23 protein-coding genes and 1 tRNA gene are annotated in these 24,753 nt (G+C 69.5%); 14 read left to right on the forward strand and 10 right to left on the reverse strand.

Annotated elements, in window-relative coordinates:
• Window positions 1-114: 114 nt before the first annotated feature.
• Window positions 115-300 carry a hypothetical protein gene (locus KBZ04_RS02280; RefSeq protein ID WP_254990283.1) on the reverse strand — a complete coding sequence of 62 codons (186 nt, stop codon included), beginning with the start codon at window positions 298-300 and terminating at the stop codon, window positions 115-117.
• Window positions 301-400: 100 nt separating this feature from the next.
• Between KBZ04_RS02280 and yidD the strand changes: the two genes are divergently transcribed.
• Window positions 401-640: a membrane protein insertion efficiency factor YidD gene (gene yidD / locus KBZ04_RS02285; RefSeq protein WP_254990284.1), complete on the forward strand. Its 240-nt coding sequence runs from the start codon at window positions 401-403 to the stop codon at window positions 638-640.
• A 64-nt stretch (window positions 641-704) separates the two neighbouring features.
• On the opposite strand, the gene KBZ04_RS02290 is transcribed toward yidD, so the two are convergent.
• Together KBZ04_RS02290 and KBZ04_RS02295 are read right to left on the reverse strand one after the other, a co-directional pair.
• Entirely contained in the window at window positions 705-1,805 is a 1,101-nt protein-coding gene (locus KBZ04_RS02290) for a WD40 repeat domain-containing protein (RefSeq protein WP_254990285.1), read from the reverse strand.
• A 13-nt stretch (window positions 1,806-1,818) separates the two neighbouring features.
• Complete coding sequence (locus KBZ04_RS02295; protein WP_254990286.1) at window positions 1,819-2,802, reverse strand: CobW family GTP-binding protein; 984 nt, start codon at window positions 2,800-2,802, stop codon at window positions 1,819-1,821.
• Between the two features lie 86 nt (window positions 2,803-2,888).
• Here KBZ04_RS02295 and KBZ04_RS02300 point away from each other — a divergent pair, with 86 nt between their 5' ends.
• Window positions 2,889-3,341 (forward strand): Fur family transcriptional regulator, encoded by a 453-nt coding sequence (locus tag KBZ04_RS02300; protein WP_254990287.1) that lies wholly within the window; start codon window positions 2,889-2,891, stop codon window positions 3,339-3,341.
• A complete protein-coding gene (locus tag KBZ04_RS02305; RefSeq protein ID WP_254990288.1) occupies window positions 3,334-4,521 on the forward strand; it encodes an FAD/NAD(P)-binding protein in 1,188 nt (395 codons plus the stop codon). Before KBZ04_RS02300 ends, KBZ04_RS02305 begins: the two co-directional genes overlap by 8 nt.
• A 78-nt stretch (window positions 4,522-4,599) precedes the next feature.
• Here the strand turns inward: KBZ04_RS02305 and KBZ04_RS02310 are convergent, their stop codons facing one another.
• The 6 genes from KBZ04_RS02310 to KBZ04_RS02335 all read right to left on the reverse strand — a co-directional run bounded on the left by KBZ04_RS02310 (window position 4,600) and on the right by KBZ04_RS02335 (window position 12,359).
• Window positions 4,600-4,782, reverse strand: a complete 183-nt coding sequence (locus KBZ04_RS02310) for a metallothionein (RefSeq protein ID WP_254954531.1) — start codon at window positions 4,780-4,782, stop codon at window positions 4,600-4,602.
• Between the two features lie 465 nt (window positions 4,783-5,247).
• Window positions 5,248-5,321 (reverse strand) — tRNA-Pro (locus tag KBZ04_RS02315).
• A gap of 11 nt (window positions 5,322-5,332) precedes the next feature.
• The gene (locus KBZ04_RS02320; RefSeq protein ID WP_254990289.1) at window positions 5,333-5,710 is read right to left on the reverse strand and encodes a dihydroneopterin aldolase; all 378 of its coding nucleotides are present in this window, start codon (window positions 5,708-5,710) and stop codon (window positions 5,333-5,335) included.
• Window positions 5,707-7,038 carry a glutamate-5-semialdehyde dehydrogenase gene (locus KBZ04_RS02325; RefSeq protein WP_254990290.1) on the reverse strand — a complete coding sequence of 444 codons (1,332 nt, stop codon included), beginning with the start codon at window positions 7,036-7,038 and terminating at the stop codon, window positions 5,707-5,709. The genes KBZ04_RS02320 and KBZ04_RS02325 overlap by 4 nt, the downstream gene beginning before the upstream one ends.
• Window positions 7,039-7,043: 5 nt before the next feature.
• Window positions 7,044-7,961, reverse strand: a complete 918-nt coding sequence (locus KBZ04_RS02330; RefSeq protein WP_254990291.1) for an ROK family protein — start codon at window positions 7,959-7,961, stop codon at window positions 7,044-7,046.
• A 45-nt stretch (window positions 7,962-8,006) separates the two neighbouring features.
• Window positions 8,007-12,359 (reverse strand): translocation/assembly module TamB domain-containing protein, encoded by a 4,353-nt coding sequence (locus tag KBZ04_RS02335; protein ID WP_254990292.1) that lies wholly within the window; start codon window positions 12,357-12,359, stop codon window positions 8,007-8,009.
• 67 nt (window positions 12,360-12,426) lie between these two features.
• Between KBZ04_RS02335 and KBZ04_RS02340 the strand changes: the two genes are divergently transcribed.
• From KBZ04_RS02340 to KBZ04_RS02380, 9 genes are all read left to right on the forward strand, one after another.
• Window positions 12,427-12,891 (forward strand): DUF2518 family protein, encoded by a 465-nt coding sequence (locus tag KBZ04_RS02340; RefSeq protein WP_254990293.1) that lies wholly within the window; start codon window positions 12,427-12,429, stop codon window positions 12,889-12,891.
• A 6-nt stretch (window positions 12,892-12,897) separates the two neighbouring features.
• Entirely contained in the window at window positions 12,898-13,299 is a 402-nt protein-coding gene (locus KBZ04_RS02345) for a DUF4332 domain-containing protein (protein ID WP_254990294.1), read from the forward strand.
• Between the two features lie 131 nt (window positions 13,300-13,430).
• Window positions 13,431-13,688, forward strand: coding sequence for a hypothetical protein (locus tag KBZ04_RS02350; RefSeq protein WP_254956982.1), 258 nt, complete (start codon window positions 13,431-13,433; stop codon window positions 13,686-13,688).
• 5 nt (window positions 13,689-13,693) lie between these two features.
• A complete protein-coding gene (locus KBZ04_RS02355) occupies window positions 13,694-15,307 on the forward strand; it encodes a CocE/NonD family hydrolase (protein WP_254990296.1) in 1,614 nt (537 codons plus the stop codon).
• Between the two features lie 22 nt (window positions 15,308-15,329).
• Window positions 15,330-16,100, forward strand: coding sequence for a DUF3887 domain-containing protein (locus KBZ04_RS02360; protein ID WP_254990297.1), 771 nt, complete (start codon window positions 15,330-15,332; stop codon window positions 16,098-16,100).
• A 51-nt stretch (window positions 16,101-16,151) separates the two neighbouring features.
• Window positions 16,152-18,446 (forward strand): 1,4-alpha-glucan branching protein GlgB, encoded by a 2,295-nt coding sequence (gene glgB / locus KBZ04_RS02365; protein WP_254990298.1) that lies wholly within the window; start codon window positions 16,152-16,154, stop codon window positions 18,444-18,446.
• 110 nt (window positions 18,447-18,556) lie between these two features.
• Complete coding sequence (gene hemE / locus KBZ04_RS02370) at window positions 18,557-19,615, forward strand: uroporphyrinogen decarboxylase (protein WP_254990299.1); 1,059 nt, start codon at window positions 18,557-18,559, stop codon at window positions 19,613-19,615.
• Window positions 19,612-20,643 carry an NAD-dependent epimerase/dehydratase family protein gene (locus KBZ04_RS02375; RefSeq protein ID WP_254990300.1) on the forward strand — a complete coding sequence of 344 codons (1,032 nt, stop codon included), beginning with the start codon at window positions 19,612-19,614 and terminating at the stop codon, window positions 20,641-20,643. Before hemE ends, KBZ04_RS02375 begins: the two co-directional genes overlap by 4 nt.
• Before the next feature lie 106 nt (window positions 20,644-20,749).
• A complete protein-coding gene (locus KBZ04_RS02380) occupies window positions 20,750-21,091 on the forward strand; it encodes a c-type cytochrome (protein ID WP_254990301.1) in 342 nt (113 codons plus the stop codon).
• A 108-nt stretch (window positions 21,092-21,199) separates the two neighbouring features.
• Here the strand turns inward: KBZ04_RS02380 and KBZ04_RS02385 are convergent, their stop codons facing one another.
• Window positions 21,200-21,406 carry a hypothetical protein gene (locus KBZ04_RS02385; protein WP_254990302.1) on the reverse strand — a complete coding sequence of 69 codons (207 nt, stop codon included), beginning with the start codon at window positions 21,404-21,406 and terminating at the stop codon, window positions 21,200-21,202.
• A 28-nt stretch (window positions 21,407-21,434) separates the two neighbouring features.
• Between KBZ04_RS02385 and KBZ04_RS02390 the strand changes: the two genes are divergently transcribed.
• A complete protein-coding gene (locus KBZ04_RS02390) occupies window positions 21,435-21,812 on the forward strand; it encodes a hypothetical protein (RefSeq protein WP_254990303.1) in 378 nt (125 codons plus the stop codon).
• A gap of 161 nt (window positions 21,813-21,973) precedes the next feature.
• Window positions 21,974-24,619, forward strand: coding sequence for an ATP-dependent chaperone ClpB (gene clpB, locus KBZ04_RS02395; protein WP_254990304.1), 2,646 nt, complete (start codon window positions 21,974-21,976; stop codon window positions 24,617-24,619).
• The last annotated feature ends 134 nt before the right edge of the window (window positions 24,620-24,753 follow it).

A 24,753-nucleotide genomic window follows, 5' to 3' on the forward strand; every position in this document is an offset into this window, starting at 1 on the left:
CGGAGGCTGTTTCGTCTTTTTGAGCCCGTCACGCCAGGAGAAGCGGCGGGCGGCGAGGCCCGTTCCGCCAGCTCCGCTGCTGCGAGGGACTCGATCAGGGCCAGCCTGCTCGCCTCATGCCATCTGCTCTACTTGTTGCAGCAGGATCCCCATCAGGCCCTGGCCGCGTTGCAGGTCCTGTCCCGGCAAGTCGAACGGTCGCAGACCCAGCTGAACAAGCCGTCCATCGCCGAGCTCCAGAAGCGCCGCCTTCAGGCCCGTCAGGACGGCGATTTTCAGTTGGCCGACCAGTTGCTGCATCAGCTGATCGAGGCGGGGGTGACGGTCGCAGACGGCCGGGCCTGCCGTCCCATCGCTCCACCAGCCCCTGCTAACCCCTCCCATCACCGTGGCTGAAACCGTGACGCGTCTCCTGCTGCTACTGATTCGCGGCTACCAGATCCTGATCAGCCCACTGCTGGGGCCCAACTGTCGCTTCACCCCCAGCTGCTCCCAGTACGCCATTGAGGCGATCCAGATCCACGGATTGATCCGAGGCAGCTGGCTGTCGCTCTGCCGGCTGGGTCGCTGTCATCCACTTCACCCGGGTGGCTACGACCCCGTTCCACCCCCTATTCAGAGAGAGACAAGCCAGCCATGACCGCCTCTGATCCGCAACGGCGCCTGGATCAGCTCAAGACGTTCATGGGCGTTGGAGCGGCTGTTCAACCAAACCCGGCCCCACCCGAACGCCGCTGACGTTCCCTGCTTGGCACCTCCACCGGCCACAGCCACCAGCGGCCTTGATCGCCACCGGCCGCCAGATGACGGCCATCAGGCCGCCAGGCCAGCGCCTGGAAACCTTGCCCCTCCCCTTCCAGCGGTTGCCGCAGCCGGCCGCGGCTATCCCAGAGGCCCACGGTGCCGTCGGCGGAGGCGCTGGCCAGCAGGTTGCTATCGGGCGCAAAGGCAAGAGCATGAACGCGCTGCTGATGCCAGAGGAGGGGCTCGGGCTTCCAGCCCTGCTGGCTCTGATTGCGCTGTTGCCACAGCACCACGGTGTCGCCTGAGGCCACCGCCAAGGCGGGTGCCAGCCGACCTGCCTGATCGCTCCAGGCCAGGGCTCGCACCTTGGCAGGAAAGCCGCTGAACTGCCACGGCCGCCCCTGACCCGCCTCGGGCCAGAGCAGCAGGGATCGGTCCATCTGACCACAGGCCAGCAGGTCACCGATCGGCGAGAAGCTCAGCACCAGACCAGCTGAGCCGGTGGGAGCCCTCAGGGGCATCGCTGCAGGGGCAGCCTCGGGCTGGCAGAGGGCCAGTTCACCATGGCAGCTGGCCGCCAGCCGCCTGCCGTCGCAACTCCAAGCGAGGGCATGAACCGTGCCCGGCATGTCCAGGCACTCAGGGCGCCACGCGCGGACAGCCCCATCCCAGAGACGCACCTGGCGGCCCGCTGCCACCGCTAGCAGCAAGCCCCGGGGCTGCCAGGCCGCCGCATCAAGCCAACCGGCATCCAATGGAATCGGATCAAGGGCCATGGGCCGGACACCGGTTTCACCCAGCTCCCAGAGCAGCAGCTCACTGGCCTGGCCCACCGCCATCAGAAACTGTCCATCAGCGCTGAAGCCAATGGCATTGAGGCTGCTGTCGCGATCACTGCGCAGGAGCTCCTCACAACCGGCCCGGAAATCAAGCAGCAGAAGTTCACCGCCAGCACTGGCGATCGCCAGAAACTCGCCATCCGCCGACCAGCTCAGGGTCGTGATCGCCTGCTGCAGTTGCCCGCAAAGCCGTTCGCTCACCAGAGGAGCCGTCGCTGTCATCGTGCGGGACCCATCAGGCCACACAGGCGCTGAAGCCGTCCCGTAGTCCTTCTGGATCGAGATCCCGGCCGATGATCACGAACTGGGTGCAGCGCCGCTCTGCGGGTTTCCAGGGGCGATCGAAATCACCGTCCAGCAGCATGTGCACCGACTGGAACACGTAGCGATTCTCCTCTCCTTTGAGCTGGATGATTCCCTTCATCCGAAACAGGTCAGGCCCCCGCTTGGCCACCAGATCCGAGAGCCAGCGCCCCAGCCTGTCGAGATCCATGGGCCGCTCCTCCACCAGCGCCAGGGAGCCCACGGCATCGTCGTGCTCGTGGGCGTGCTCCTCAAGCAGGAACCCCGGATCGAGGCCCAGGGCACGCTCCAGCTCGAACGCATCCACTCCGAGGATCTGATCCATCGGAGCATCGGCATTGCGGGTGGTGAGCAGCCGCGCCATGGGGTTGATGGCCCGGATTCGCCGCTCGATGGCCAGCCGCTCGCTCTCGTCCACCAGGTCGGCCTTGTTGAGCAGCAGCACATCGGCGAAGGCCAGCTGTTCCTGTACCTCTTCGGCCTCCCAGTGCAGGAGCACATGCTTGAGATCCACCAAGGTGACCACCGCATCGAGCTTCAGCTCATCGCGCAGGTCCTCATCCACAAAAAACGTCTGAATCACCGGGGCCGGATCAGCGAGACCGGTGGTTTCGATCACCAGATGGTCAAAGCGATCCCGCCGCTTCATGAGATTGCCGATGATACGAATCAGATCACCACGAACGGTGCAGCAGATGCAGCCGTTATTCATCTCGAAGATCTCCTCGTCGGCATCCACCACCAGCTGGTTATCGATGCCCACTTCGCCAAACTCATTGACGATCACGGCCACCTTGAGACCGTGCTCATGGGTGAGGATCCGGTTGAGCAGGGTGGTTTTACCGGCACCGAGATAGCCGGTGAGCACCGTCACCGGCAGGCGATCGGCGGCTGGAATGGCACTGGTGAACGCCATGGCAAGGGGGAGAGGCCAGAAGGCCCCAAGTTGGGTGAGAATGGTTGTCGTTCTAGCAGCGGTAGCTTTCCACCCGCCGGCCCCCCATGGCAGCTTGCGCCTCGAGAACGATCCCAATCCGGCTGGAGACCGCCGCGCCGCCCTTGAGCCCTCGGCAGCAGAGGCTGATCCAGCTGCTACGCCAAGCGGATCGGGAGCTGAGTGGCCAGGACCTGCATGCACTACTGCTCCAGGCAGGCCCCCCCTACGGCCTTGCGACCGTGTACCGCGGCCTCAAACAGTTGCAACGCCATGGCTTGGTGCGCTGCCGAAAGCTTGCCAACGGAGAGGGTGTCTATGCCCTGCTGGAGCGGGATGATCACCACCTCACCTGCGTTCTTTGCGGCTGCAGTGAACGGCTGTCGATCTGCCCACTTGGAGCCCGTGGCTTGGGGCTGACGACGGTTCTGCTGCAGGGGTTCAGGCCGTTATTTCACACCTTCGAAATCCACGGGATCTGTGCCCGCTGCCAACACTCCGAAGCAGCCAGTGATGGATGAGCTGGTGATCGCAGGGGCTGGTCCTCAGGCTCTCAGCCTCTGTTGCCAGCTGCTGCAGAAACGGCCTCACTGGCGCCGGCGGCTACGGGTTGTGGACCCCAGTGGCACCTGGCTCTCACGTTGGGAGCAGCAGATGCAGCGCTGCGAGATTCCCTGGCTGCGCTCCCCTTCGCCCCACCATCCGCACCCCAACCCCCATGCGCTGCGGCGCTTTGCCCAGGAACGGCGACGCACCCGCGAACTGGAGGGCCCCCACGGTCTGCCGCACACGAGCCTGTTCAGCGCGTTCTGCCAGAGCGTGGTGGAGGAATTCCAGCTGGTCAAACAGGTGCAGGCGGCTTCGGTGCAGCAGATCCACCTGGATCAGGCCAAGCCCGCATCCATGGAGGTGCGCCTGAGCGACGGTGCTGTCGTGAGGCCCCGCCGACTGGTGATTGCCACGGGCGTGGGCGCCCCTGTGCTGCCGAGCTGGGTGCATGCCATCACGGCTGGATATCCGGCCGAGGCCCTGCAACACAGCCAGACGATCGATCTCGACACCTGCCTGGGGCTGCGAGGGCAACGCATCCTGATCGTGGGTGGTGGTCTCACCAGTGCCCATCTGGCCATAGGGGCCCTTAAGCGAGGCGCTCAGGTCAGCTTGTTGTGCCGGCGGGCACTGAGCAGCAAACCCTTTGACGCAGACCCGGGCTGGATGGGTCCGAAACATCTCAAGGACTTTCAGGCTGAACCCTGCTGGCATCAGCGACGCCAGCAGGTGCTGGCAGCGCGTGATGGCGGCTCGATCACGCCCCAGTTGGCTATCCAGCTGCGACAGGCTCGCCGTCAAGGCTGCCTGCAGCTCCACGAGCACTGCCAGGTGCAGGCGGCTTCCTGGCAGGCAGGCCAGTGGCAGATTCTCTGCCTTGACGGCAGCCGGCAACCGGCCCATCGCCTCTGGCTGGCCACTGGCCAGCACCAGGGCCTCAGCCACCACCCGTTATTGCGCCAGCTGCTGGATCAACTGCCGATCGAGCTGATCGACGACTTTCCGGTGCTGACCAGCGACTTGCGGTTGCCTGGAACCAACATTCACGTGATGGGAAGCCTGAGCGCGTTGCAGCTGGGACCGGCTGCCCGCAACCTGTTTGGGGGCAGGGAGGCGGCGCAACGGATTGCCCGGGCTGCCATCAAGGCATGAATCCGGGAACATCGTCAGGGCCGCAGACGCTGCCGCCGCTCTGGATCCAGCCAGCCAGCCCCAACCTGCCCTCAAGTCTCAGCCATGGCATTCGCAGCCACAGCCGGCGTGGCAGGGCTCACCGTTGGGGTGCCCTTTGGCGCAGACCTCGCTGCAGAACAGCAGGGCGCCGTTGCGGAAGGGGCTGTCCGCTTGCACCGTGCAGTGGCAGCCCGGGCAGGCGCACTGCATCGTGGCGGGTTTCTCCAGGGTCGCGTTCATGGCCTCTCCTTGCTCAGTGCCGTTAGTACCAGTCTGGTGCCGCCGGCGCCCAGGAGGAACGGCTTGCCGTACTGACAAGCAGGACTGGCGGATCTATTAATGAATCAGAGGCCACGACCAGGGCAGCGCGAGCCCAGACCCTGCAACCGGCCCAAGGGCGCTCGATACGGGGCGCCCTTCTCATTGAATATGAGTTCGCCCCCTGAGAAGAGACCGGACGTGCGGCTGGTGACGGCAGAGCTGCTGGAGCTCTTGGACCGCAGCAGCCCCAATGTGGTCATCTGATCAACTACTGCAATTCGACGCGACTCCAACCTTTCTTCTGAAGCATCTTCCACTGCTCAACGGCTTGATTCAGAAGGGTTGCTGCGTAGCCCATCAGGGACTGGGAGTTGCTCCAGCCTGACAAGGCTTCTGTCCAACCTCTGTCCAACCGGGGGATGAGGCTGATCGCTGAAAAATCAGTCGGGGCGACAGGATTCGAACCTGCGACCTAGTGCTCCCAAAGCACCCGCGCTACCAAGCTGCGCCACGCCCCGATTGGGTGACCTTAGGGCACAGACCCACAACCCCACCGCCGCCGCCGGCTCACCGCCACGCTGCCGTCAAAGCCGGGAACCGGCACGCGACATTTGCTCAGCTCCACAGCCAAGGGGATCGGCCCATAACAGGCCTCCAGGGCATCGAGGATCCGCTCGCTGTAGTGCTCCAGGGTGAGGCAGCGGAGGCTGCGGGCCTGCTCCTGCAGCGCGGCGATGCCGCGGCCGTAGTCGAAGCCCTGGCTGAGGTCGTCGCTGCGGGCCACGGCGGATAGATCCACCCCCAGAGAGAAGGCGATCTCGAACCACTGGCCATGCAGCCTCTCCTGTTCGTACACCCCCACGTGGGCCCAGAGCCGCAGGCCACGCACGTGGATCGCCTCGTTCACAGGGGCAGGGGGCGATGGCTGAATTGGCGCCTGCCTTCGGCGTAGTCGGCGGCGATATGGCCCTCGCCCCGCAACCGATAGCGGTAGGTGACCAGCCCCTCGAGCCCCACCGGCCCCCGCGGTGGCAAGGTCTGGGTGCTGATGCCCACCTCGGCCCCGAACCCATAACGGTTGCCGTCGGCGAAGCGGGTGGAGCAGTTGAGGAACACCCCGGCGCTGTCCACGGCCCGCAGGAAGCGGTCGGCGGCCGCAGGATCGGCGGTGGCGATGGCGTCGGTATGGCGGGAGCCGTGGCGGCGCACGTGCTCCAGGGCGGCTTCAAGCTCCTCCACCACTTTCACGTTCAGGATCAGATCGGAATACTCCGTGTCCCAGGCGCCCGGCCCGGCGGCCTGCTCCACCCCCAGGGCGCAGGCGCCGGCATCACCGCGCAGCTCCACCCCGGCTGCCGCGAAGGCCGGCAGCGCCGCCTCCAGGAAGGCCGGGGCAATGGCCTGGTGCACCAGCAAGGTCTCGATGGCGTTGCAGGCCGCCGGGTACTGGGTCTTGCTGTCGAGGGCGATGCGCAGGGCCAGGGCCGGGTCGGCGGCCCGATCCACATACAAATGGCAGATGCCGTCGGCGTGGCCCAGCACGGGGATGCGGGTGTTGTCCTGGATGAAACGCACCAATGCGTTCGATCCCCGGGGAATGATCAGGTCCACCAGGCCATCGAGCCGCAGCAGCCCCAGGCTCTCCTCGCGGCTGGTGAGCAGCTCCAGGCAGCCGGGGTCGACGGCGCTGCCGGCCAGCCCCCGCTGCAGGGCCGCCACGATCGCCTGGCAGCTGCGGCTGGCCTCCCGTCCCCCCTTGAGCAGGGCACCGTTGCCGGAGCGGATCGCCAGCGAGGCGATCTGCATCACCGCATCGGGCCGGGCCTCGAAGATCACCCCCAGCACCCCCAGGGGCACACTCAGCCGCTCCAGCACCAGTCCCTGATCCAGCTCGGTGTGCAGCTGGCGCCGGCCGACCGGATCCTCCAGGGCGGCCACCTGGCGCGCGCCGACGATGGCCCCCGCCAGCTTGGGGCCATCCAGCTTGAGGCGGTCCACCAGGGCCTGCGCCAGCCCCTCGGCCTCCGCGGCGGCCAGGTCGGCCCGGTTGGCCTCCAGGATCTCGGCGCTGGCCCCGTCAAGGGCGTCGGCCATCGCCTCCACCGCCGTACGCCGTTCGGCGTCGCTGCACTGGCCCAGGGCCATGGCGGCCCGGCGCACGGCCGCGGCCCGCTGCAGCAGCTGGGGGTCGGGCTCCGGCACGACGCTGCTGGGAGTGGTGAAGGTCTGGCTCATGGCCCCTATCCTCCCAAGCGATCCAGCGCCAGCCGCACCGCCCCCAGACGGCCGGCGCCGTTGCCGAGGGCGCAGCGGCGGATCACCAGTCCCTCCCGGCTCACTGGCAGCACCCGCTGCTCCACCTCCCGCCACACCGCCGGCAGGAAGTGGTGGCTGGCGGCGCTGAGGCCGCCGCCGATCAGCACCAACTCGGGGGTGAGCACGTAGAGCAGCGAACTCAGCCCCACCCCGAGCAGCCGTCCGTAGGCCTGCCACACCGCCAGGGCCTCGCTGTCGCCGGCATCAGCCCGGCGGCAGAGCTCGCGCGGATCGAGCGGGCTGAGGCGGGCCAGGCCGCCGATGCTGCAGAACTGTTCCAGGGAGCCCCGGTTGCCGCTGCGGCATTCGGGGCCATCGGGGTCGACGCCGATCAGACCCGGTTCGGCCGCCGCGCCGCCATGGCCGGTGAACAGCTGGCCGCCGAGCAGCACCGCACCGCCCACGCCGGTGCCCAGGGTGAGCAGCAGCACGTTGTCCACGCCGCGGGCCGCCCCCCGCCAGGCCTCACCGAGCAGGGCGCCGTTGGCGTCATTGCCCAGGACCACCCGCCGCCCCAGCTCGGCTTCGAGCCAGGCGGCCAGGGGCACGTCCCGCCAGAGCGGCAGGTTGATGGAGATCCGCGCCACCCGACCCGTCGCGTCACAGGGCCCCGGCAGGCCGATGCCCACCCGGCCGGCGAGGTGGTCGGGGTCGATGGCCACAACCGCCTCGGCCAGGGCCACACACACCGCCCCCGGCATCGCCGGCTGGGGGGTGGCCACCTCGGCCTCGGCGAGCACGGTGCCCTGCGGGTCGCAGCGGGCCAGCTTGATGGCCGTGCCCCCCAGATCGATGCCGATCAGCTGGTCCTCACCGGGAGGTCGTGCGGGGGACGACGCCATGGGCGCACCTTAAGCAGCGGGGTGAGCGCTGGCAGCGGGGGGGCTTCAAAAGCGCAGGAAGACCTGCAGCAGCGACTGCCAGGCCCCTTCGGTATCGACGGAGGTCTGCAGGTTGAAGGTGTCGGAGGCCTTGTAGGTGAGCGTCACCTGGGGGGGCACATCGGAGCGGTTCGGCGCCGCCAGCACCGACATGCTGAAGCGGTTGCTGATGTCGACGCCGACCTCGGCGCCCAGCACCAGCTGGGGCGGCACCCTCCGCCGGGTGGTGCCTTCCTGCTGGGTATCGATCGCCTGGTTCACGTAGGTGGGGTACAGGGCAAGGCTCACCCGCTGGCCGAAGGCATCGCTGAGCGACGACAGCAGCGGCGACAGGAGGGTCTGGCCCACCACCGTGGCCAGGGCCGCACCGGCCCCGCCACCGCTCAGACCCGCCAGGGAGTTGCCGCCGATCAGGGCCACCAGTCGCTCCTGCGGCAGGGGCGGGCTGCTGCGCAGCTTGAGGTTCTCGGCAATGCGGTCGGCCGGCCCGCTCACCGACACCACCACCAGGATCAGGTTGAGCTGGTTGAGGGCTGAGAGGCCGGCCTGGTTGGGGGCGTTCTGCACCGAGGGTCCCAGGTCCCCCACCCCGGAAGGGGAAAGCACGCTGAGGCTGTCGGAGATGCGGGTGCGCAGGGCGATGTCGAGGTAGGGCACCAGCCCGAGGGAGGGGGTGAAGATCGCCACGTTGGGGGCGTCGGGGTCGAGGCTGAAGCTGGTGGTGAACAGGCTCAGCCGTCCCCCTAGCAGGCGCACCACCCCGGAGGCCCGCAGGGAGGGGTCGAGGCGGCCATTGATCCGCAGCCGGCCGGCCGTGGTGAAGTTGGCGATGTTACGGCCACCAACGGCAACGGGGATCACCACCCGCAGATCCGGGCCCAGCCGCAGGGTCAGGTCTTCGAAGGCCAGGTAAGGGAAGCGGGGCACCGAGGCGCGCAGGGATTCGGCGGTGGTGGACTCCACATCGGGACCCAGCAGCACCAGGGGCTGCTGGAAGTTCCACTTCGCCTCCAGCAGCTCGGGCATGGTGCGCGGCTGCACCGGTTGGTCGGACACGGGTGCACTGGCCGCTAGCTGGCCAGGCTGGACGTTGATGGTGCCGCGGCTGATCGCCACGTCGCCGCCCAGCACCGGGGCCACCAGGCTGCCGCTCAGGTTCAGCTGCCCATCCCCCACCGCCACCAGCCGCGGCACCGCGAAGGGCACCTGCTCCAGCTTCATCACCAGGGTCTTGTCCTGGCCCAGGGGCCGGAACAGGCCCAGGCGGCCCTCGCCGCCGACCACCCCCTTCGGCCCCACCCGGGCGCGGAATTCCTGCACCACCAGTTGCTCGAAGTCGAACAGGATCGTGGCCTCCACCTCCCGCACCTCCTGACCGATGAAGCGGCAGCGGAGCTCCCGCAGCCGCAGGAAGCCGTTGGCGATCGGATCATCGAGGCTGCCGCGCACCAGCAGCTGCAGGTCGGCGCCACCTTCCTGCCACTCGAAGGCCTGACCCCCCAGCCGCGTGAGGAAGCGCAGGCCATCGCCCCGGGTGGCGAGGCGCAATTCCAGCCCCTGCTGGGAGGCCACCAGCGGGATCGTTCCCGCCAGGTCGACACTGCGGGAGGCCCCCTCGGCCCGCAGGGCCAGATCCAGCCCGATCCCTTCCGCCTTCAGTTCCACCCGGCCCCGTTCCAGCGCCAGGGCCTCCTCGCCGAGGCGGCCATCCACCAGCGCCAGGTCGACGCTGAGCTCGGGGCGGGCGCCGCCCAGCCGGTAACGGCCCTGAGCAGCCAGGCTGCCGCGCAGGTTCTCGGGCAGCGGGGTGAGCAGGGCCAGCAGGGAGAGGGGCAGGTCGGCGAGACTGAAGCTGCCGCTGCCGCCGGTGAGCGGTCCCTCCAGGCGCACCGTGAACGGTTTGCCAGCCAGGGCCTGGGCCCGGTCGCCCTGGTTGTACCAGAGGTGGCCGGTGGCCTTGAGGTCAGCCCTGGTGCGGGCGAAGTCGGGGCCACTGAGCAACAGATCGGCATCGATCCGGGCCTGCAGGCGCTCGAGCCGTTCGGCCCGGCTGGCCCGGCTGGCCGCCTGCACCCTGGCGGCCACCCGCTGCTCCGCCTGGGCCAGGGCCAGCAGCTGGTCGGTGACCGTGCCGGCCATGGTGTCGATCACCAGGCTGCCCAGGTCGCTGGCCCTTCCGCGGGCCGGGGCCGGGGCCCCACGCCAGATCGGCCAGGCGTCGCTGAGCTGGCGGAACAGCAGGGTGGAGAGTTGGCGGGCCTCGAAGCGGGCCCGGAACGGACCGTTCCAGCGCCCGGAAACCGTGGCAGCGATGCTGCCCTCGCCGAGGGGCTCGATCCGCCCCTTCACCCGGTACTGGCGGTCGTTGTAGGCCACATCGGCCTGGATACGGCGTCCCCCCACCCCCAGGAACTGGGGCGAGAGCAGCTCCACCCGGCCGTCGAAGCTGAGCGGCTGCAGCCCCAGCCGGCCGCTGCCGCTGAGGTCCCCCTCCAGGGGGCGCAGGCGGCGGTTGGGCCCCGTGGCCACCAGCAGGCCCCGCAGCGGGAAGGCGCGGGCCACCCAGCGGTAACCCGCCGGCCGGCCGTCGAGGGTCAGCAGGCCGCCGTCCCGTTCGATGGCGGCACGCACCGGCTGCCAGCGACGGTCGAGCAGGGCCGTGATCCGTCCCTCCGGCGTCGGCGCCAGCGCCGTCAGATCCAGGGAACGGTCCCTGAGGCTGCCGCTCCAGGTTTCCCGCAACAGCAGGGGACCCGCCCCGGGTTGCTGCAGGCGCAGCCGCAGGTCGGGCCGCAGTTCCGCCAGGGGCCCGGCGATGCTGCCCGACCCGTCCAGCTGGCCCTGCAGGGTGGTGCCGAGCAGGGGATTGAGACGCGCCAGGGGGTAGTCCTGGACATCCACGCGGGCCAGCAGCGGACCGGCCACCAGACCCTTGCCCGCCTGGAAGGACAGGGGCAGCTGGGCGGTGGCCTTGAGGCGGTCGGCCTCGAAGCGCTCCAGCCGCAACAGGCCGTCGCGCCACACCAACGCCGCCTGCCAGGGCCCCAGGAGCCGCTGGGACGTCTGGCCCGTCTCCACCCGCAGGCGTGGCGCCGCCAGGCGGCCATCCGCCCGCAGGCGGCCGGCAAGGGGCTGCCGCAACCATTCCGGCAGGCGGTCGACGGCGGGGAAATCGTCGGGATTCAGGCGCCAGCGGGCGTCCAGGGCCAGCGACCGGCCGACGCTGCCGCTGGCCCTGAGCGTGGAGGCACCCAGCCGGCCATCCAGCCGGGCAATGCGCAGCAGTCCGGCCTCCCAGCGTCCCTTGAGGTCGGCCTGCAGGGGTTTCCGCCCCAGCGGGTGGCGCGGTGGCGGCTGGACGACGAGCTGGAGATCCAGGCGGCGATCCGCCCCGGCCCTGGCCGTCAGGCGGCCGCCCCAGGGGCCGTAGCGCCAGGGGCTGGCGGGCAGGATCAAGGCCCGCTCCCGGCAGCTCAGGGGCAGCCGTTCCGCCGTCAGCGGCACCGAGCCTTTCTGCAGCTGCCAGCGCAGGCCCCGCAGCTCCAGGCCACCATCACAGCGGGCCAGACCCTGGTTGATGGACAGCCCCAGGCGTCCATCGGCCACTCCGGAGAGGATCCCCCCAGCCCGGTCGCCGGCGGGAAACAGCGACCGCAGCGGGGCCAGGGGAAAACGGCGGGCCGTCAGGCGGCCCAGCCACCGCTGCCTCTGCCACTGGCCGCCGCCGTCCACCAGCAGCGAGCCGCCGCCGTTACCGGCCGGGGGCGCCAACCGCAGGCCCAGGTCGATCTCGCGGCGGTGCAGCCGTATCGCCACCTGGCCGGAGAGGGTCAGATCAAGGGGCCGGGCCGTGGCACCGGCACCCCAGATCCTCAGCGCGCCGGGCTCGAGCAGACCCAGGCGCAGATCGATCCGCGGCGGCTGGCGCCCGGGGGGAGCCGATCCCAGCACCCAGAACTGGCCCCTGGCATTGCGGCGCAGGTCCGCCCGGGCCCCCTGGAGGCCCAGATCCAGCACAGGGCCGCGCAACCTCAGGCTGGCCAGGGGGTCGATCCGCAGCCGGATCGCCTCCACCGTCACGGTGGAGCCGTCCTCCCTGCCGGCCAGAAAACGGCTGGGGCCGATCCAGACGCCATCGGCGCTCAGGCCCCGGTAGGGCCCCAGGGCCAGCGGCCGGCCCATGGCCGTGCCGATCTGACGCTCCAGGGTGGGCCGGAAGCGGGTGTAGATCCCGGCGACGATCCGGTCGAACCAGAAGACCCCGAGACCCAGACCCGCCCCGACCAGACCCACGGCGAGCAGCCCCTTCCCCACGCGCCGGGGGGCTGGTAACGACTGTCTGTCAGGCTTCCAACGCATCCACCGGGGTCGGTCGCCGTCCATGGCGGCCGCAATATAAGGGGCTTGTCACGCCTTCCCCAGCCCCATGGCCGCTGATCCGATCCTGCTCGAGGCCGGCACCTGGCTGGGTGTCGCCAGTGGCGTGCTGGCGGTGCTCACCATCGCCGGGTTCCTCTCCCGCTGGGGCATCCGCTTCCGTCTGGTGGGGATCACCAGCTTCACGGCCCTGCTGGCGCTCTCCTGCCTCGCCTTCGCCATCAGCTACAACCCCCGGGTGAGCGTGCCGGGGGCGGTCCAGGTGCCCGTGGTGTTCGACAACGGCACCGATCTGGTCATTGCCGCCGCACCCGCCGATCTGCCGGATGAGGCGGCGGCCCCCACCGCGGAGCAGGTGGCCCGCAACCTGCGCGGCGGCGGCCGGGGCAGTGGCGGCGAGATCCGGGTGCGGCTGCGGCGGGTGGAGGCCGTGCAGCCCGGGCTGGCGCGGCCGGTGGTGCTGGCGGAAACCACCCGGGAGGAGGCGTCCAGCAGCCTCGACGACGCGGCCTGACCCTTGGTGGCCCACCCCTTCCAGCCAGCGGCCCACATGCGGCGGGAGCAGCAGCGCCTGCGCCGCGATGGCATTGAGAGCTGGGACGCCCTGGCCGGACTCGATGACGGACAGCTCCGGCAGCTGGCGGCCTCCGGCGAAGCCAGCGAAGCCAAGCTGATCCGCCTGCGGGGTCAGGCCCGGCTGGTGAGCGCGGTGGGGCTGGCACCGGAAGAAGCGGCCCTGTTGCTGCATGGGGGCATCGCCAGCCCAGCCGGACTGGCCGGCGCCGATCCCCAGCAGTTGCTGCTGCAGCTGGGCCGGCTGCAGCGCCGGCTCACCGGCGCGGCCGTGCCCCCGGTGGATCTGCCCCTGGTGCTGGGCTGGATCCGCCGGGCCAGGCAGGCCTCCAGTCGCTCCCCGAACTGACCCTCGGGCCAGCGCCACCCCGGCGGGGGTGACTGGAATGGAGAAAACGGAAGGAGGCAGTGATGCCCCCAGCAATCCGCCTTTCTCCCCCTAGAGCCACGAACCACCCCCTTCGCAGGCGCCTCACGGCCTTGCTCTGCGCCACCTGCCTCACCGCCGTGACGGCGCCCGTGGTGCGCGCCCAGTCCGCCCTGCTGGAGTCGGTGAAGCAGAACCCGGCCCTGGCCCAGAGCCTCTGCCAGCAGTTCCGCCAGCTGAACGCCCAGGGCGTCTCGGCCACCTCCAAGGCGTCGATCGCCGGGCTGGCCAGCAGCCGGGGCCTGAGCCCCATGGATGCGGAAGTGCTGGCCACCTATGTGATCGGCCTGCACTGCTCCACCGTGTTCTGACCCCCGTGGTCCGGGCCAGGGACGCCACCCTGCTGTTGGCGGATGGGGCACGGCTGGTGGGCCGTGTGTGGCACCCCGACGGGGACGGTCCCTGGCCCGTGCTGGTGATGCGCCAGCCCTACGGGCGGGCGATCGCCTCCACCGTGACCTACGCCCATCCCAGTTGGTATGCCGGCCACGGGTTCCTCGTGGTGGTCCAGGACGTGCGCGGCCGTGGTGCCTCCGACGGCTGCTTCGCTGGCTTCTGCCAGGAAGCGGCCGATGGGGCCGCCACGATCCGCTGGGCCCGGGGCCTGGAGGGCAGCAACGGCCGGGTGGGCAGCTACGGCTTCTCCTACCAGGGCCTGACCCAGCTGCTCAACAGCGGTGGCGACGACGACGCGGCCCTGCCGGACTGCCTGGCCCCGGCCATGTGCGGCCTCGACGAGCGCCTGCACTGGGCCAGCGAGGGGGGCGCCCACTGGTGGGCCCTGGGCCTGGGCTGGGCGCTGCAACTGGCGGCCGAAGGCTGCCGCCGCCGCGGCGACGGGGCCGGCTGGCGGGAGATCCGCCGCAGCCTGGCGCAGGGCCACTTCACTGACGAGGGGCTGGACCTGCTGGAGCGCCACGACCCCGCCGGCATGGGCCTGCGCTGGCTGCGGCAGGATCCCTCCGGCCCGGAGGACTGGACGATCCACCCCGCGGCGCCGGCGCTGCTGCACCGACCGATGCTGCTGATCGGCGGCTGGCACGACCCGCACCTGAACGGCGTGCTTGATCTCTGGATGCGGGCGCGCGCCACCGGCGGCAGCCCCGGGCTCGTGGTCGGCGCCTGGAGCCACCTCGACTGGAACGGCGGACTCGACGCCACCCTGCTGGCCTTCTTCCAACGTCATCTGAAGGATCCGGCTCCTGGCACCAGCCCGCCGACAGCCCCCGAGGACCCCATCCGCCTGCAGTGCTGCGCCACCGGCACCTGGCACAGCGCGGGCGACCCCAGCGAGCTGCAGGGGGCGGCCATTGGCTGGTCGCTCCACTCCGAAGGCCTGGCGGCGATCCGCTGCGACGAAGGGGAACTGCGGCCGGCAGCAGTGCCTGCGGGGGGCGGCCTGGTGGTGCTGGTGCATGACCCCTGGCGGCCGGCGCCAGGCCGGGGCGGCCACCTCGGCCCAGCACCGGGTCCGGTGGAGCGCGCCGACCTCGACCGGCGCTCCGACGTGGCCTGCTTCAGCACCGCCCCCCTGGCGCACGACCTGTGGCTGCTCGGGACCTTCCACCTGCAGCTGCGGGTGAACGCCGACCAGCCCAGCTTTGATCTCTGCGCCGCCCTCTCCGAGGTGAGCCCCGACGGCCGATCCGTGCGCCAGCTGACCACCGGCGTGGCCCGCTTCGGCCCCGGGCAGGCCGCCGCCAGCTCCGCTGGCCGCTCCCTGGCCCTGCAACCCCTGGCGACCCTGGTGGCCGCCGGTCAACGGCTGCGGCTGTCGCTGGCGGCGGCGGCCTGGCCGCTGATCGCCGTCAATCCCGGCGACGGCAGCCTGCCGGCGGGGGGCAGCGGCCCCGGGCACCGGGTAATCAGCCTGACGCTGGACCTCGACGGCAGCCGGCTGGGCCTGGAACCCCTGGTTCGGGCAAACTGAGCCGACCCGAACCCCGTCGCCCATGCCGCGCCCCCAACCGCGCCGAGCCCTGATCGGCCTGACGCTGCTCCTGAGCAGCCTGGCGGTGCTGGCTCCACGGGAGTCGTGGGCCCAGGCCGTGTCGCTTCCGGTCACCACCGGCCAGCCCAGTGCGGCCCTGAGCGAAGCCCAGGCCCGCTCGGCCGCCGAGAGGATCCTGACCACGATCCGCAACGGGGATGCCCAGGCCCGTTTCAACCAGTTCTCGCCGGCCCTGCAGCGCGTCAGCAGCCCCAGCATGGTGGCCGCCACCATGAAGACCCAGCCCCGGCTGCTGCGCTGGGCCATCCGCAGCATCCAGCCCGGCTACGACTCGAGCACGGTGGAAGCCACCCTGTTCACCGCCGCCGGTGAGCGCGATCTGCTGATGGTGATCGATGCCAACGGCCGCATCGACGGGTACCACTTCGACGTCACCGACCAGCCGGCCGAAAAGGTGGTGCGGGACTTCATCACCGCCCTCGCCAGCGGTCACTTCATCTCCGCCAGCAGCTTCCTGTCCCCCGTGATGCAGGAGCAGATCCCCCAGGGCCAGCTGCAGCAGAAATGGCTCAACCTGCAGCGCATCACCGGCAACTTCGTGCGGGTGAAGCGCATCAACCGGGCCGAGAGCACCCCGGACATGCGACTGGTGATCGTCAACACCGAGTTCAACCGCCTCACCGACAATCTCTTCGTCACCCTGGATGCCCAGAACCAGATCATCGGCGTGGATTTCCCCACCGATCCAGCCCCGCCCTCGCCGCCGCGCTGAGCACGCGCTTCCACCGACGTAAGCTCCCGGCGCATGCCCGCCCCATCTTCCATGGCCCTGTCCAGCCTCGAATGGATGGTCGACGATGCCCATCGGCTGGCGGAATGTCGCCACGACCATCCCTTCTCCGTGCTTGGACCGCAGCCCCTGGACGGCGGTGGCTGGGTGGTGCGGGCCTGGATGCCGGACGCCCATGCGGTGGAACTTCTGCTCGGGGGCGAGCGGCTGGCCATGGCCAACCCCCACCATCCCTGGATCTTCGAAACCCGCCTCGACGCTGACCCCGGCTGCGCCTACCGCCTGCACGTGCAACGGGGCGGCATCGAGCACGAGCAGCACGATCCCTGGTCCTTCCGCCACGAGTGGATGGGGGAGCTGGACCGCCACCTGTTCGCCGAGGGCAACCACCACCACGTCTGGCGGCGCATGGGGGCCCATGTCGTCGAACGCGACGGCATCGCCGGCGTGCAGTTCTGTCTGTGGGCCCCCAACGCCCGCAGTGTGGCCGTGCTGGGCCATTTCAACGGCTGGGATGGCCGCCATCACCCCATGCAGCAGCGGCTCGGCGGCACCTGGGAACTGTTCATCCCCGGGCTCGGCGTCGGCGACACCTACAAGTACGAAGTTCGGGCCCAGAACGGCCACTGCTACCAGAAGGCCGACCCCTACGGCTTCCGCCATGAGATCCGGCCGAACACCGGCTCGATCGTGGCCCAGCTGGGCACCTACCACTGGAACGACAGCGCCTGGATCGAGGAGCGGGATGGCCGTGACCCGCTGCCCCAGCCGATCGCGGTGTACGAGATGCACCTGGGCAGCTGGATGCATGCCGCCGCCGACCAGCCCTTCATCGAAGCCGACGGCAGCGCCCGTCCACCCGTGCCCGCCGCCGATCTGAAGCCGGGGGCCCGGCTGATGACCTACCCGGAACTGGCCGACAGGGTGATCCCCTACGTCAAGGAGCGCGGCTTCACCCACATCGAGCTGATGCCGATCTCCGAGCATCCGTTCGATGGCTCCTGGGGGTATCAGGTGACGGGCTGGTACGCCCCCACCAGCCGCTTCGGCACCCCGGACGAATTCCGCGCCTTCGTCGACCGCTGCCACGCCGAGGGCATCGGCGTGATCCTCGACTGGGTGCCCGGCCACTTCCCCAAGGACAGCCACGGCCTGGCCTTCTTCGATGGCGCCCACCTGTACGAGCACGCCGATCCCCGCATCGGCGAGCACAAGGAGTGGGGCACGCTGATCTTCAATTACAGCCGCAACGAGGTGCGCAACTTCCTCGTCGCCAACCTCATCTACTGGTTCGAGGAGTTCCACATCGATGGCATCCGGGTGGATGCGGTGGCCTCGATGCTCTACCGCGACTACCTGCGTCCGGATGGGGAATGGCTGCCCAACGACCAGGGTGGTCGCGAGAATCTCGAGGCGGTGCGCTTCCTGCAGCAGGCCAACCACGTGCTGTTCCAGCACTTCCCCGGTGCCCTGTCGATCGCCGAGGAATCCACCACCTGGCCGATGGTGACCCAGCCCACCGACATGGGCGGCCTGGGGTTCAACCTCAAGTGGAACATGGGCTGGATGCACGACATGCTCGATTACTTCGAGCTGGATCCCTGGTTCCGCCAATTCCACCAGAACCACGTCACCTTCTCGATCTGGTACGCCTTCACCGAAAACTTCATGCTGGCCCTCAGCCACGATGAGGTGGTGCACGGCAAGAGCAACCTGCTCCACAAGATGCCGGGGGATGACTGGCAGAAGTTCGCCAATGTGCGCGCCCTGCTGGCCTACATGTGGACCCACCCCGGCAAGAAGACGATCTTCATGGGGATGGAGTTCGGCCAGCGGGCCGAATGGAACGTCTGGGGCGATCTGCAGTGGGAGCTGCTGCAGTACGAAGCCCACAAGGGCCTGCTCAACCTGGTGGACGACCTCAACGTCTTCTACAAATCCGAGCCGGCGCTGTGGGGCGACGACTTCGATCAGTACGGCTTCCAGTGGATCGACTGCAACGACAACCGCCACTCGGTGATCAGCTTCATGCGCCGCGACAGCGGCAGCGGACGCTGGGTGGTGGTGGTGGCCAACTTCACGCCCCAGAGCCATTCCCACTACCGCGTGGGTGTGCCGCTGGAGGGCTTCTACGCCGAGGTCTTCAACACCGACAGCAGCCGCTACGGCGGCAGCAACCTCGGCAACCTGGGTGGCCGCTTCACCGATGCCTGGGCCATCCACGACTACCAGAACTCGCTCGAGCTCTGCCTGCCCCCCCTGAGCGTGGTGGTGTTCCGCCTGGACGAGACCCGCAGCCTGCAACGGCCGGCCATCAGCGAGGGCTGAGGCTGCCCGGCGCTGGCCTGCAGAGGGCCCCATGCCACGACTGGTGACAGGAGCGGCCGGGGGCCGGGGGTGCTGGTTTAGCTTTCGCCGTTGACCTTCCGACCGGCGCAATGACTGAATCCGCCCCCCTGCTGCTGCGCGCCGCCCGAGGTGAGCAGGTGGAGCGGCCACCGGTCTGGATGATGCGCCAGGCGGGCCGCTACATGAAGGTCTACCGCGACCTGCGCGACCGCCATCCCGGCTTCCGGGAGCGCTCGGAGAACCCCGATCTCTCGTATGAGATCTCGATGCAGCCCTTCCACGCCTTCCGTCCCGATGGCGTGATCCTGTTCTCCGACATCCTCACGCCCCTGCCGGGGATGGGGATCGACTTCGACATCATCGAGAGCAAGGGGCCGATCATCGAGCCCGCCATCCGCAGCCAGGCCCAGGTGGACGCCCTGCGCCCCCTGGATCCGGCCGCAGCCCTGCCCTTCGTGGGCGAGGTGCTTAAGCGGCTGCGGGCCGACGTGGGCAACGCCGCGGCGGTGCTCGGCTTCGTGGGCGCCCCCTGGACCCTGGCCGCCTACGCGGTGGAGGGCAAGAGCTCCAAGACCTATTCGGTGATCAAGGCGATGGCCTTCCAGGAGCCCGCCCTGCTGCACCGGCTGCTGGGGCACCTGGCCGATTCGATCGCCACCTATGTGCGCTACCAGATCGACAGCGGTGCCCAGGTGGTGCAGCTGTTCGACTCCTGGGCGGGCCAGCTGAGCCCGATCGACTACGACGTGTTCGCCGCCCCCTACCAGAAGCGGGTGATCGACCAGGTGAAGGCCACCCATCCCGACACCCCCCTGATCCTCTACATCTCCGGCAGCGCCGGTGTGCTGGAGCGGATGGCCGCCACCGGGGTGGACTTCATCTCCCTCGACTGGACCGTGGACATGGCCGATGGCTGCGCCCGCCTGCCCCAGCACCTGGGCGTGCAGGGCAACGTGGACCCCGGCCTGCTGTTCGGCACCCCCGAGGCCATCCGCGAGCGGATCCTCGACACGGTGCGCAAGGCCCGCGGCCGCCGCCACATCCTCAACCTGGGCCACGGCATCCTGCCCGGCACCCCGGAGGACAACGCCCGCGTCTTCTTCGAGACCGGCAAGGCCGTCAACGAGCTGCTGGGGGCCGCTGTTTGAGCGCCGCCACCTCCGGGCCCCAGCGGATCCTGATCACCGGCGCCAGCGGCTGCGTCGGCCAGTACATCGCCGACAACCTGCTGGCCAACAGCGACGCCCAGCTGCTGCTGATGCTGCGGGACCCCGCCAAGCTCAGCGCCGTCCCCGCCGACCACCCGCGCATCACCCTGCTGGTGGGCGACCTGCGCGAACTGGGCCCCCACGCCGCCGCCATCGCCAGTGCCGACCGCATCATTCACACCGCCACCGCCTGGGGGGATCCAGAGCGCGCCCAGGCGGTGAACGTGGTGGCCGTGAAGGAACTGCTGCGGCTCACCGACCCGGACCGGCTGCAGCAGGTGATCTACTTCTCCACAGCCAGCATCCTCGACCGGCAGCTGCAGCTGCTGCCGGAGGCGATGGCCTACGGCACCGAGTACATCCAGACCAAGGCCACCTGCCTGCAGGACCTGGAGCGCCACCCCCTGGCTGGGAGGATCGTGGCCGTGTTCCCGACGCTGGTGTTCGGTGGCTCGGTGGGCACGGCCGATCCCCACCCCACCAGCTATCTCACGGCTGGGCTGAAGGAGGCCTTCGGCTGGCTGTGGCTGGCCCGCTGGCTGCGAACCGACGCCAGCTTCCACTTCATCCACGCCGCCGACATCGCCACGGTCTGCGCCCACCTGGCCACCACCCCCCACGGCCCCAACCCGGAGCCGGGCCAGGGGCCGGTGCGGCGGCTGGTGCTCGGCCAGGCGCCGATCACGATCAACGGCGCCGTGGCCTCCCTGTGCCGCTGGCGGCGGGTGTGGGTGCCGCCGGTGGGCATCGATCTGCGCGGCTGGCTGATCGAGGGGCTGATCAAGCTGCTGCGCATCGAGGTGAACGCCTGGGACCGCTTCTCGATCCGCCAACGCCACTTCGTCCACCAGCCCGTGAGCCCGCCCGAGCGCTTCGGCCTGGTGAGCCTGGCCCCCACCCTCAACGCGGTGCTGGAGTCGGCGGGCGTTCCCCACCGGGGCCGGCTCAGAGCGGGGCGCCAGGCCTGAACCGCTGAATTGTTGCGAATATGCCGGAGGGTCCCAACGGGCCTCGGCCTTTGCCTAATTTGTGCCGGTTGCACGTGCTATTCGGCACCCTCCTTCGCACTTTCCCATGCGTCGTCTTCTTTCCCTGTTCGCTCTCTGCCTGGCGCTGGTGCTGGGTGCGGCCCCGAGCTTCGCCGCCGACGTGGCCCACGGCGCCCAGATCTTCTCCGCCAACTGCGCCGCCTGCCACATGGGTGGCGGCAATGTGGTGAACGCCGAGCGCACCCTCAAGGCCGATGCCCTGGCCTCCTACCTGGCCGACTACAACACCGACCATGAGGCCGCCATCGCCCACCAGGTCACCAACGGCAAGAACGCCATGCCGGCCGTCCTCGGCAAGCTGAATGACACCGACATCGCCGACGTGGCCGCCTACGTCGAGGACATGGCTTCCAAAGGCTGGGCCTGATCCAGGCCCGGTTGAGCCATTCCCTCCAGAGACCTTTCTCTGATTGGCCAGAAGCCCCGGTTGAACCGGGGCTTTTTCATGGCCAGCCGCCGGGGCCGGTCGCCAGGTTCAGAGCTCGGCCCTGCAGGCGGCCAGCACCGCCAGGTAGAGCTCCTCGGGCACCTCCCGGATGTCGTATTCCGAGGGCAACATGCCGTGGACGTGGCGGTGCACGACCCGCCAGCAGTCGCGCTCCGGCTCCGTGCCGCCGCCCAGGGCGAGGGATTCCCTGGCCAGGGCGGCCACCAGGGCCTGGTCGTCGGCGGCAGCGGGCATCGGTGGCAAACGGGCTGGAGAGGCGAGAATGGGGCTCAGCCGCGACCTCATCATGGCGATCCGCCCCTCCGCCGAGCTGCTGGCGGGCCTGCTGGCCGGAGTGCTTCCCCTGGCCGCGCTGCCCCTGGCCGCATCACCGGCCCGGGCCCAGGGGGTGTCCCCGAATCAACCACTGGCGATCGAGGCCAGCCCGGGGCTGCCGCCGGCGGCCTGCCGTTTGCTGGTTCCCAGGAGCGAGGCGGTGCTCCAGCCCCTGCGGATCCATCCGGCCCAGGTGGTCCAGAAGAACAGCATGGGCTGCCTGTCGGCGGCCGATGCCCGCTATGGCCCGGACGGTTGCCCCAGCCAGCTCTGCGGCGAGAAGAACGGCTACCAGGTGCCACTGCCGCCGCTGGGGGGGCCCTGAGCCCCTGATCGTGCCCTGCCGGGCGGTTGGCCACCCCCACCGGTACGGCCTGCACGCCTTTGGGGAGGAGGGCCGAACGGGACGGTTCGGTCCTCCCACTCGGCCAATTCCGAAGGCATTCATACGTTGGCTGCATTGCCAGCACCAGGGAGATTCCAGCCATGCATCCCACCGCCGAACTGTTCACCGAGAAGGCCTGGGGCGCCGTCGTGGCTTCCCAGCAGCTGGCCCAGCAGAAGCGCCAGCAGCAGATGGAGAGCGAGCACCTGTTCGCCGCCCTGCTGGCCCAGCAGGACCTGGCCAGCCGGATCCTGGAGAAGGCCGGCGTGGACCTGGGGGTGCTGAGCCAGAAGCTGGAGGCCTTCATCGCCACCCAGCCCAGCCTGGCCGCCGCCCCCGACAACGTCTATCTGGGCAAGGGGCTCAATGCGGTGCTGGATCGGGCCGATGGGCTCAAGAAGGACTTCGAGGACAGCTTCATCGCCGTGGAGCACCTGGTGCTGGCCCTGGCCGGCGATGAGCGCTGCGGCCGCCAGTTGCTCTCCCAGGCGGGCGCCGATGGGGCCAGGATCAAGGAGGCCGTTCAGGCCGTGCGAGGCAGCCAGCGCGTGACCGACCAGAACCCGGAGGGCACCTATGAGTCGCTCGAGAAATACGGCCGTGACCTGACCGCCGCCGCTAGGGAGGGCAAGCTCGACCCGGTGATCGGCCGCGACGAGGAAATCCGCCGCACCGTGCAGATCCTGTCGCGGCGCACCAAGAACAACCCGGTGCTGATCGGTGAACCCGGTGTCGGCAAGACGGCGATCGTGGAGGGGCTGGCCCAGCGGATCGTCAACGGCGACGTGCCCACGGCCCTGCAGAACCGCCAGCTGATCGCCCTCGACATGGGCGCCCTGATCGCCGGTGCCAAGTACCGCGGCGAGTTCGAGGAGCGGCTCAAGGCCGTGCTCAAGGAGGTCACCTCCAGCGAAGGGCAGATCGTCCTGTTCATCGACGAGATCCACACGGTGGTGGGGGCCGGCGCCAGCGGCGGCGCCATGGACGCCAGCAACCTGCTCAAGCCGATGCTGGCCCGCGGTGAGCTGCGCTGCATCGGCGCCACCACCCTCGATGAGCACCGCCAGCACATCGAGAAGGATCCGGCCCTGGAGCGCCGCTTCCAGCAGGTGTTCGTCGACCAGCCCACGGTGGAGGACACCATCTCGATCCTGCGCGGCCTGAAGGAGCGCTACGAGGTGCACCATGGCGTGCGCATCGCCGACAACGCCCTGGTGGCGGCGGCCGTGCTCAGCAGCCGCTACATCGCCGATCGCTTCCTGCCCGACAAGGCCATCGACCTGATGGACGAATCGGCGGCCCGCCTGAAGATGGAGATCACCTCCAAGCCGGAGGAGATCGACGAGCTCGACCGCCGCATCCTGCAGCTGGAGATGGAGAAGCTCTCGTTGGGGCGCGAATCCGATGCGGCCAGCAAGGATCGCCTCGAACGGCTGGAGAAGGACCTGGCCGACCTGGGCGAGCAGCAGAGCAGCCTCAATGCCCAGTGGCAGAAGGAGAAGGGCTCGATCGATGAACTCTCCGCCCTTAAAGAAGAGATCGAGCAGGTGCAGCTGCAGGTGGAGCAGGCCAAACGCCAGTACGACCTCAACAAGGCCGCCGAACTGGAGTACGGAACCCTGGCGGGGCTGAACAAGAAACTGGCCGCTCGCACCGAGGAGCTTAGCGCCCATGCCGGCGAGAAGAACCTGCTGCGCGAAGAAGTCACCGAGGACGACATCGCCGAGGTGATCGCCAAGTGGACCGGCATTCCGGTCAGCAAGCTGGTGCAGAGCGAGATGGAGAAGCTGCTGCATCTCGAGGACGAACTGCACACCCGGGTGATCGGCCAGGACCAGGCCGTGACGGCGGTGGCCGATGCCATCCAGCGCTCGCGGGCCGGCCTGTCGGACCCCAACCGCCCGATCGCCAGCTTCCTGTTCCTCGGCCCGACGGGCGTGGGCAAGACCGAGCTGTCCAAGGCCCTGGCCTCGCAGCTGTTCGACAGCGAGGAGGCGATGGTGCGCATCGACATGAGCGAATACATGGAGAAGCACGCCGTCAGCCGGCTGATCGGAGCGCCCCCGGGCTACGTGGGTTACGAGGAGGGCGGCCAGCTCACCGAAGCGGTGCGGCGTCGCCCCTACGCGGTGATCCTGTTCGATGAGGTGGAGAAGGCCCACCCCGATGTGTTCAACGTGATGCTGCAGATCCTCGATGACGGCCGCGTCACCGACGGCCAGGGCCGCACGGTGGATTTCACCAACACGGTGCTCATTCTCACCAGCAACATCGGCAGCGCTTCGATCCTTGATCTGGCCGGCGATCCAGCCCGGTACGGCGAGATGGAGAAGCGGGTCAATGAGGCGCTGCGGGGCCACTTCCGGCCGGAATTCCTCAACCGTCTGGATGAATCGATCATCTTCCGCAGCCTGCGGGAGGACGAACTGCGCCAGATCGTGGCGCTGCAGGTGCAGCGGCTGACCCGGCGCCTCGAGGAGCGCAAGCTGGCCCTGCGGGTGAATGGCGAAGCCCTGGACTGGCTGGCCGCCGTGGGTTACGACCCGGTGTACGGCGCCCGGCCGCTGAAGCGGGCGATCCAGCGGGAACTGGAGACGCCGATCGCCAAGGCGATCCTGGCGGGCACCTTCCCGGCCGGCAGCACCATCGCGGTGGATGTGGAGCGCCAGGGCGAGAATCCGCGCCTGCGCTTCCGCCCGGCCGAACCGGCCGAGATCCAGGCGGTGGCACCGGCCCTGGTGGGATGAGCGCGCGTTGATGGGCGCTGGGCCACCTGGGTGATGGGGCGACTGGTGAAACGGCTGGTGGGCCGGCTGCGCCTCTACTGGCTGGCGGCACGGCTCTATGAAACCTGGCAACTGCTGGCCAGGCCCCACAACCA

Source organism: Cyanobium sp. N5-Cardenillas, assembly GCF_024345515.1.
Taxonomy (GTDB): Bacteria; Cyanobacteriota; Cyanobacteriia; order PCC-6307; family Cyanobiaceae; genus Cyanobium.

Excerpts from the sequence above, each read along its gene's own strand:
- KBZ04_RS02280 (WP_254990283.1), bottom strand. The coding sequence starts at position 300 with ATGCAGCAACTGGTCGGCCAACTGAAAATCGCCGTCCTGACGGGCCTG.
- KBZ04_RS02290 (WP_254990285.1), bottom strand. The coding sequence starts at position 1,805 with ATGACAGCGACGGCTCCTCTGGTGAGCGAACGGCTTTGCGGGCAACTG.
- KBZ04_RS02295 (WP_254990286.1), bottom strand. The coding sequence starts at position 2,802 with ATGGCGTTCACCAGTGCCATTCCAGCCGCCGATCGCCTGCCGGTGACG.
- KBZ04_RS02300 (WP_254990287.1), top strand. The coding sequence starts at position 2,889 with ATGGCAGCTTGCGCCTCGAGAACGATCCCAATCCGGCTGGAGACCGCC.
- KBZ04_RS02305 (WP_254990288.1), top strand. The coding sequence starts at position 3,334 with ATGGATGAGCTGGTGATCGCAGGGGCTGGTCCTCAGGCTCTCAGCCTC.
- KBZ04_RS02310 (WP_254954531.1), bottom strand. The coding sequence starts at position 4,782 with ATGAACGCGACCCTGGAGAAACCCGCCACGATGCAGTGCGCCTGCCCG.
- KBZ04_RS02325 (WP_254990290.1), bottom strand. The coding sequence starts at position 7,038 with ATGAGCCAGACCTTCACCACTCCCAGCAGCGTCGTGCCGGAGCCCGAC.
- KBZ04_RS02330 (WP_254990291.1), bottom strand. The coding sequence starts at position 7,961 with ATGGCGTCGTCCCCCGCACGACCTCCCGGTGAGGACCAGCTGATCGGC.
- KBZ04_RS02335 (WP_254990292.1), bottom strand. The coding sequence starts at position 12,359 with ATGCGTTGGAAGCCTGACAGACAGTCGTTACCAGCCCCCCGGCGCGTG.
- KBZ04_RS02340 (WP_254990293.1), top strand. The coding sequence starts at position 12,427 with ATGGCCGCTGATCCGATCCTGCTCGAGGCCGGCACCTGGCTGGGTGTC.
- KBZ04_RS02360 (WP_254990297.1), top strand. The coding sequence starts at position 15,330 with ATGCCGCGCCCCCAACCGCGCCGAGCCCTGATCGGCCTGACGCTGCTC.
- glgB (WP_254990298.1), top strand. The coding sequence starts at position 16,152 with ATGGCCCTGTCCAGCCTCGAATGGATGGTCGACGATGCCCATCGGCTG.
- hemE (WP_254990299.1), top strand. The coding sequence starts at position 18,557 with ATGACTGAATCCGCCCCCCTGCTGCTGCGCGCCGCCCGAGGTGAGCAG.
- KBZ04_RS02380 (WP_254990301.1), top strand. The coding sequence starts at position 20,750 with ATGCGTCGTCTTCTTTCCCTGTTCGCTCTCTGCCTGGCGCTGGTGCTG.
- KBZ04_RS02385 (WP_254990302.1), bottom strand. The coding sequence starts at position 21,406 with ATGCCCGCTGCCGCCGACGACCAGGCCCTGGTGGCCGCCCTGGCCAGG.
- KBZ04_RS02390 (WP_254990303.1), top strand. The coding sequence starts at position 21,435 with ATGGGGCTCAGCCGCGACCTCATCATGGCGATCCGCCCCTCCGCCGAG.
- clpB (WP_254990304.1), top strand. The coding sequence starts at position 21,974 with ATGCATCCCACCGCCGAACTGTTCACCGAGAAGGCCTGGGGCGCCGTC.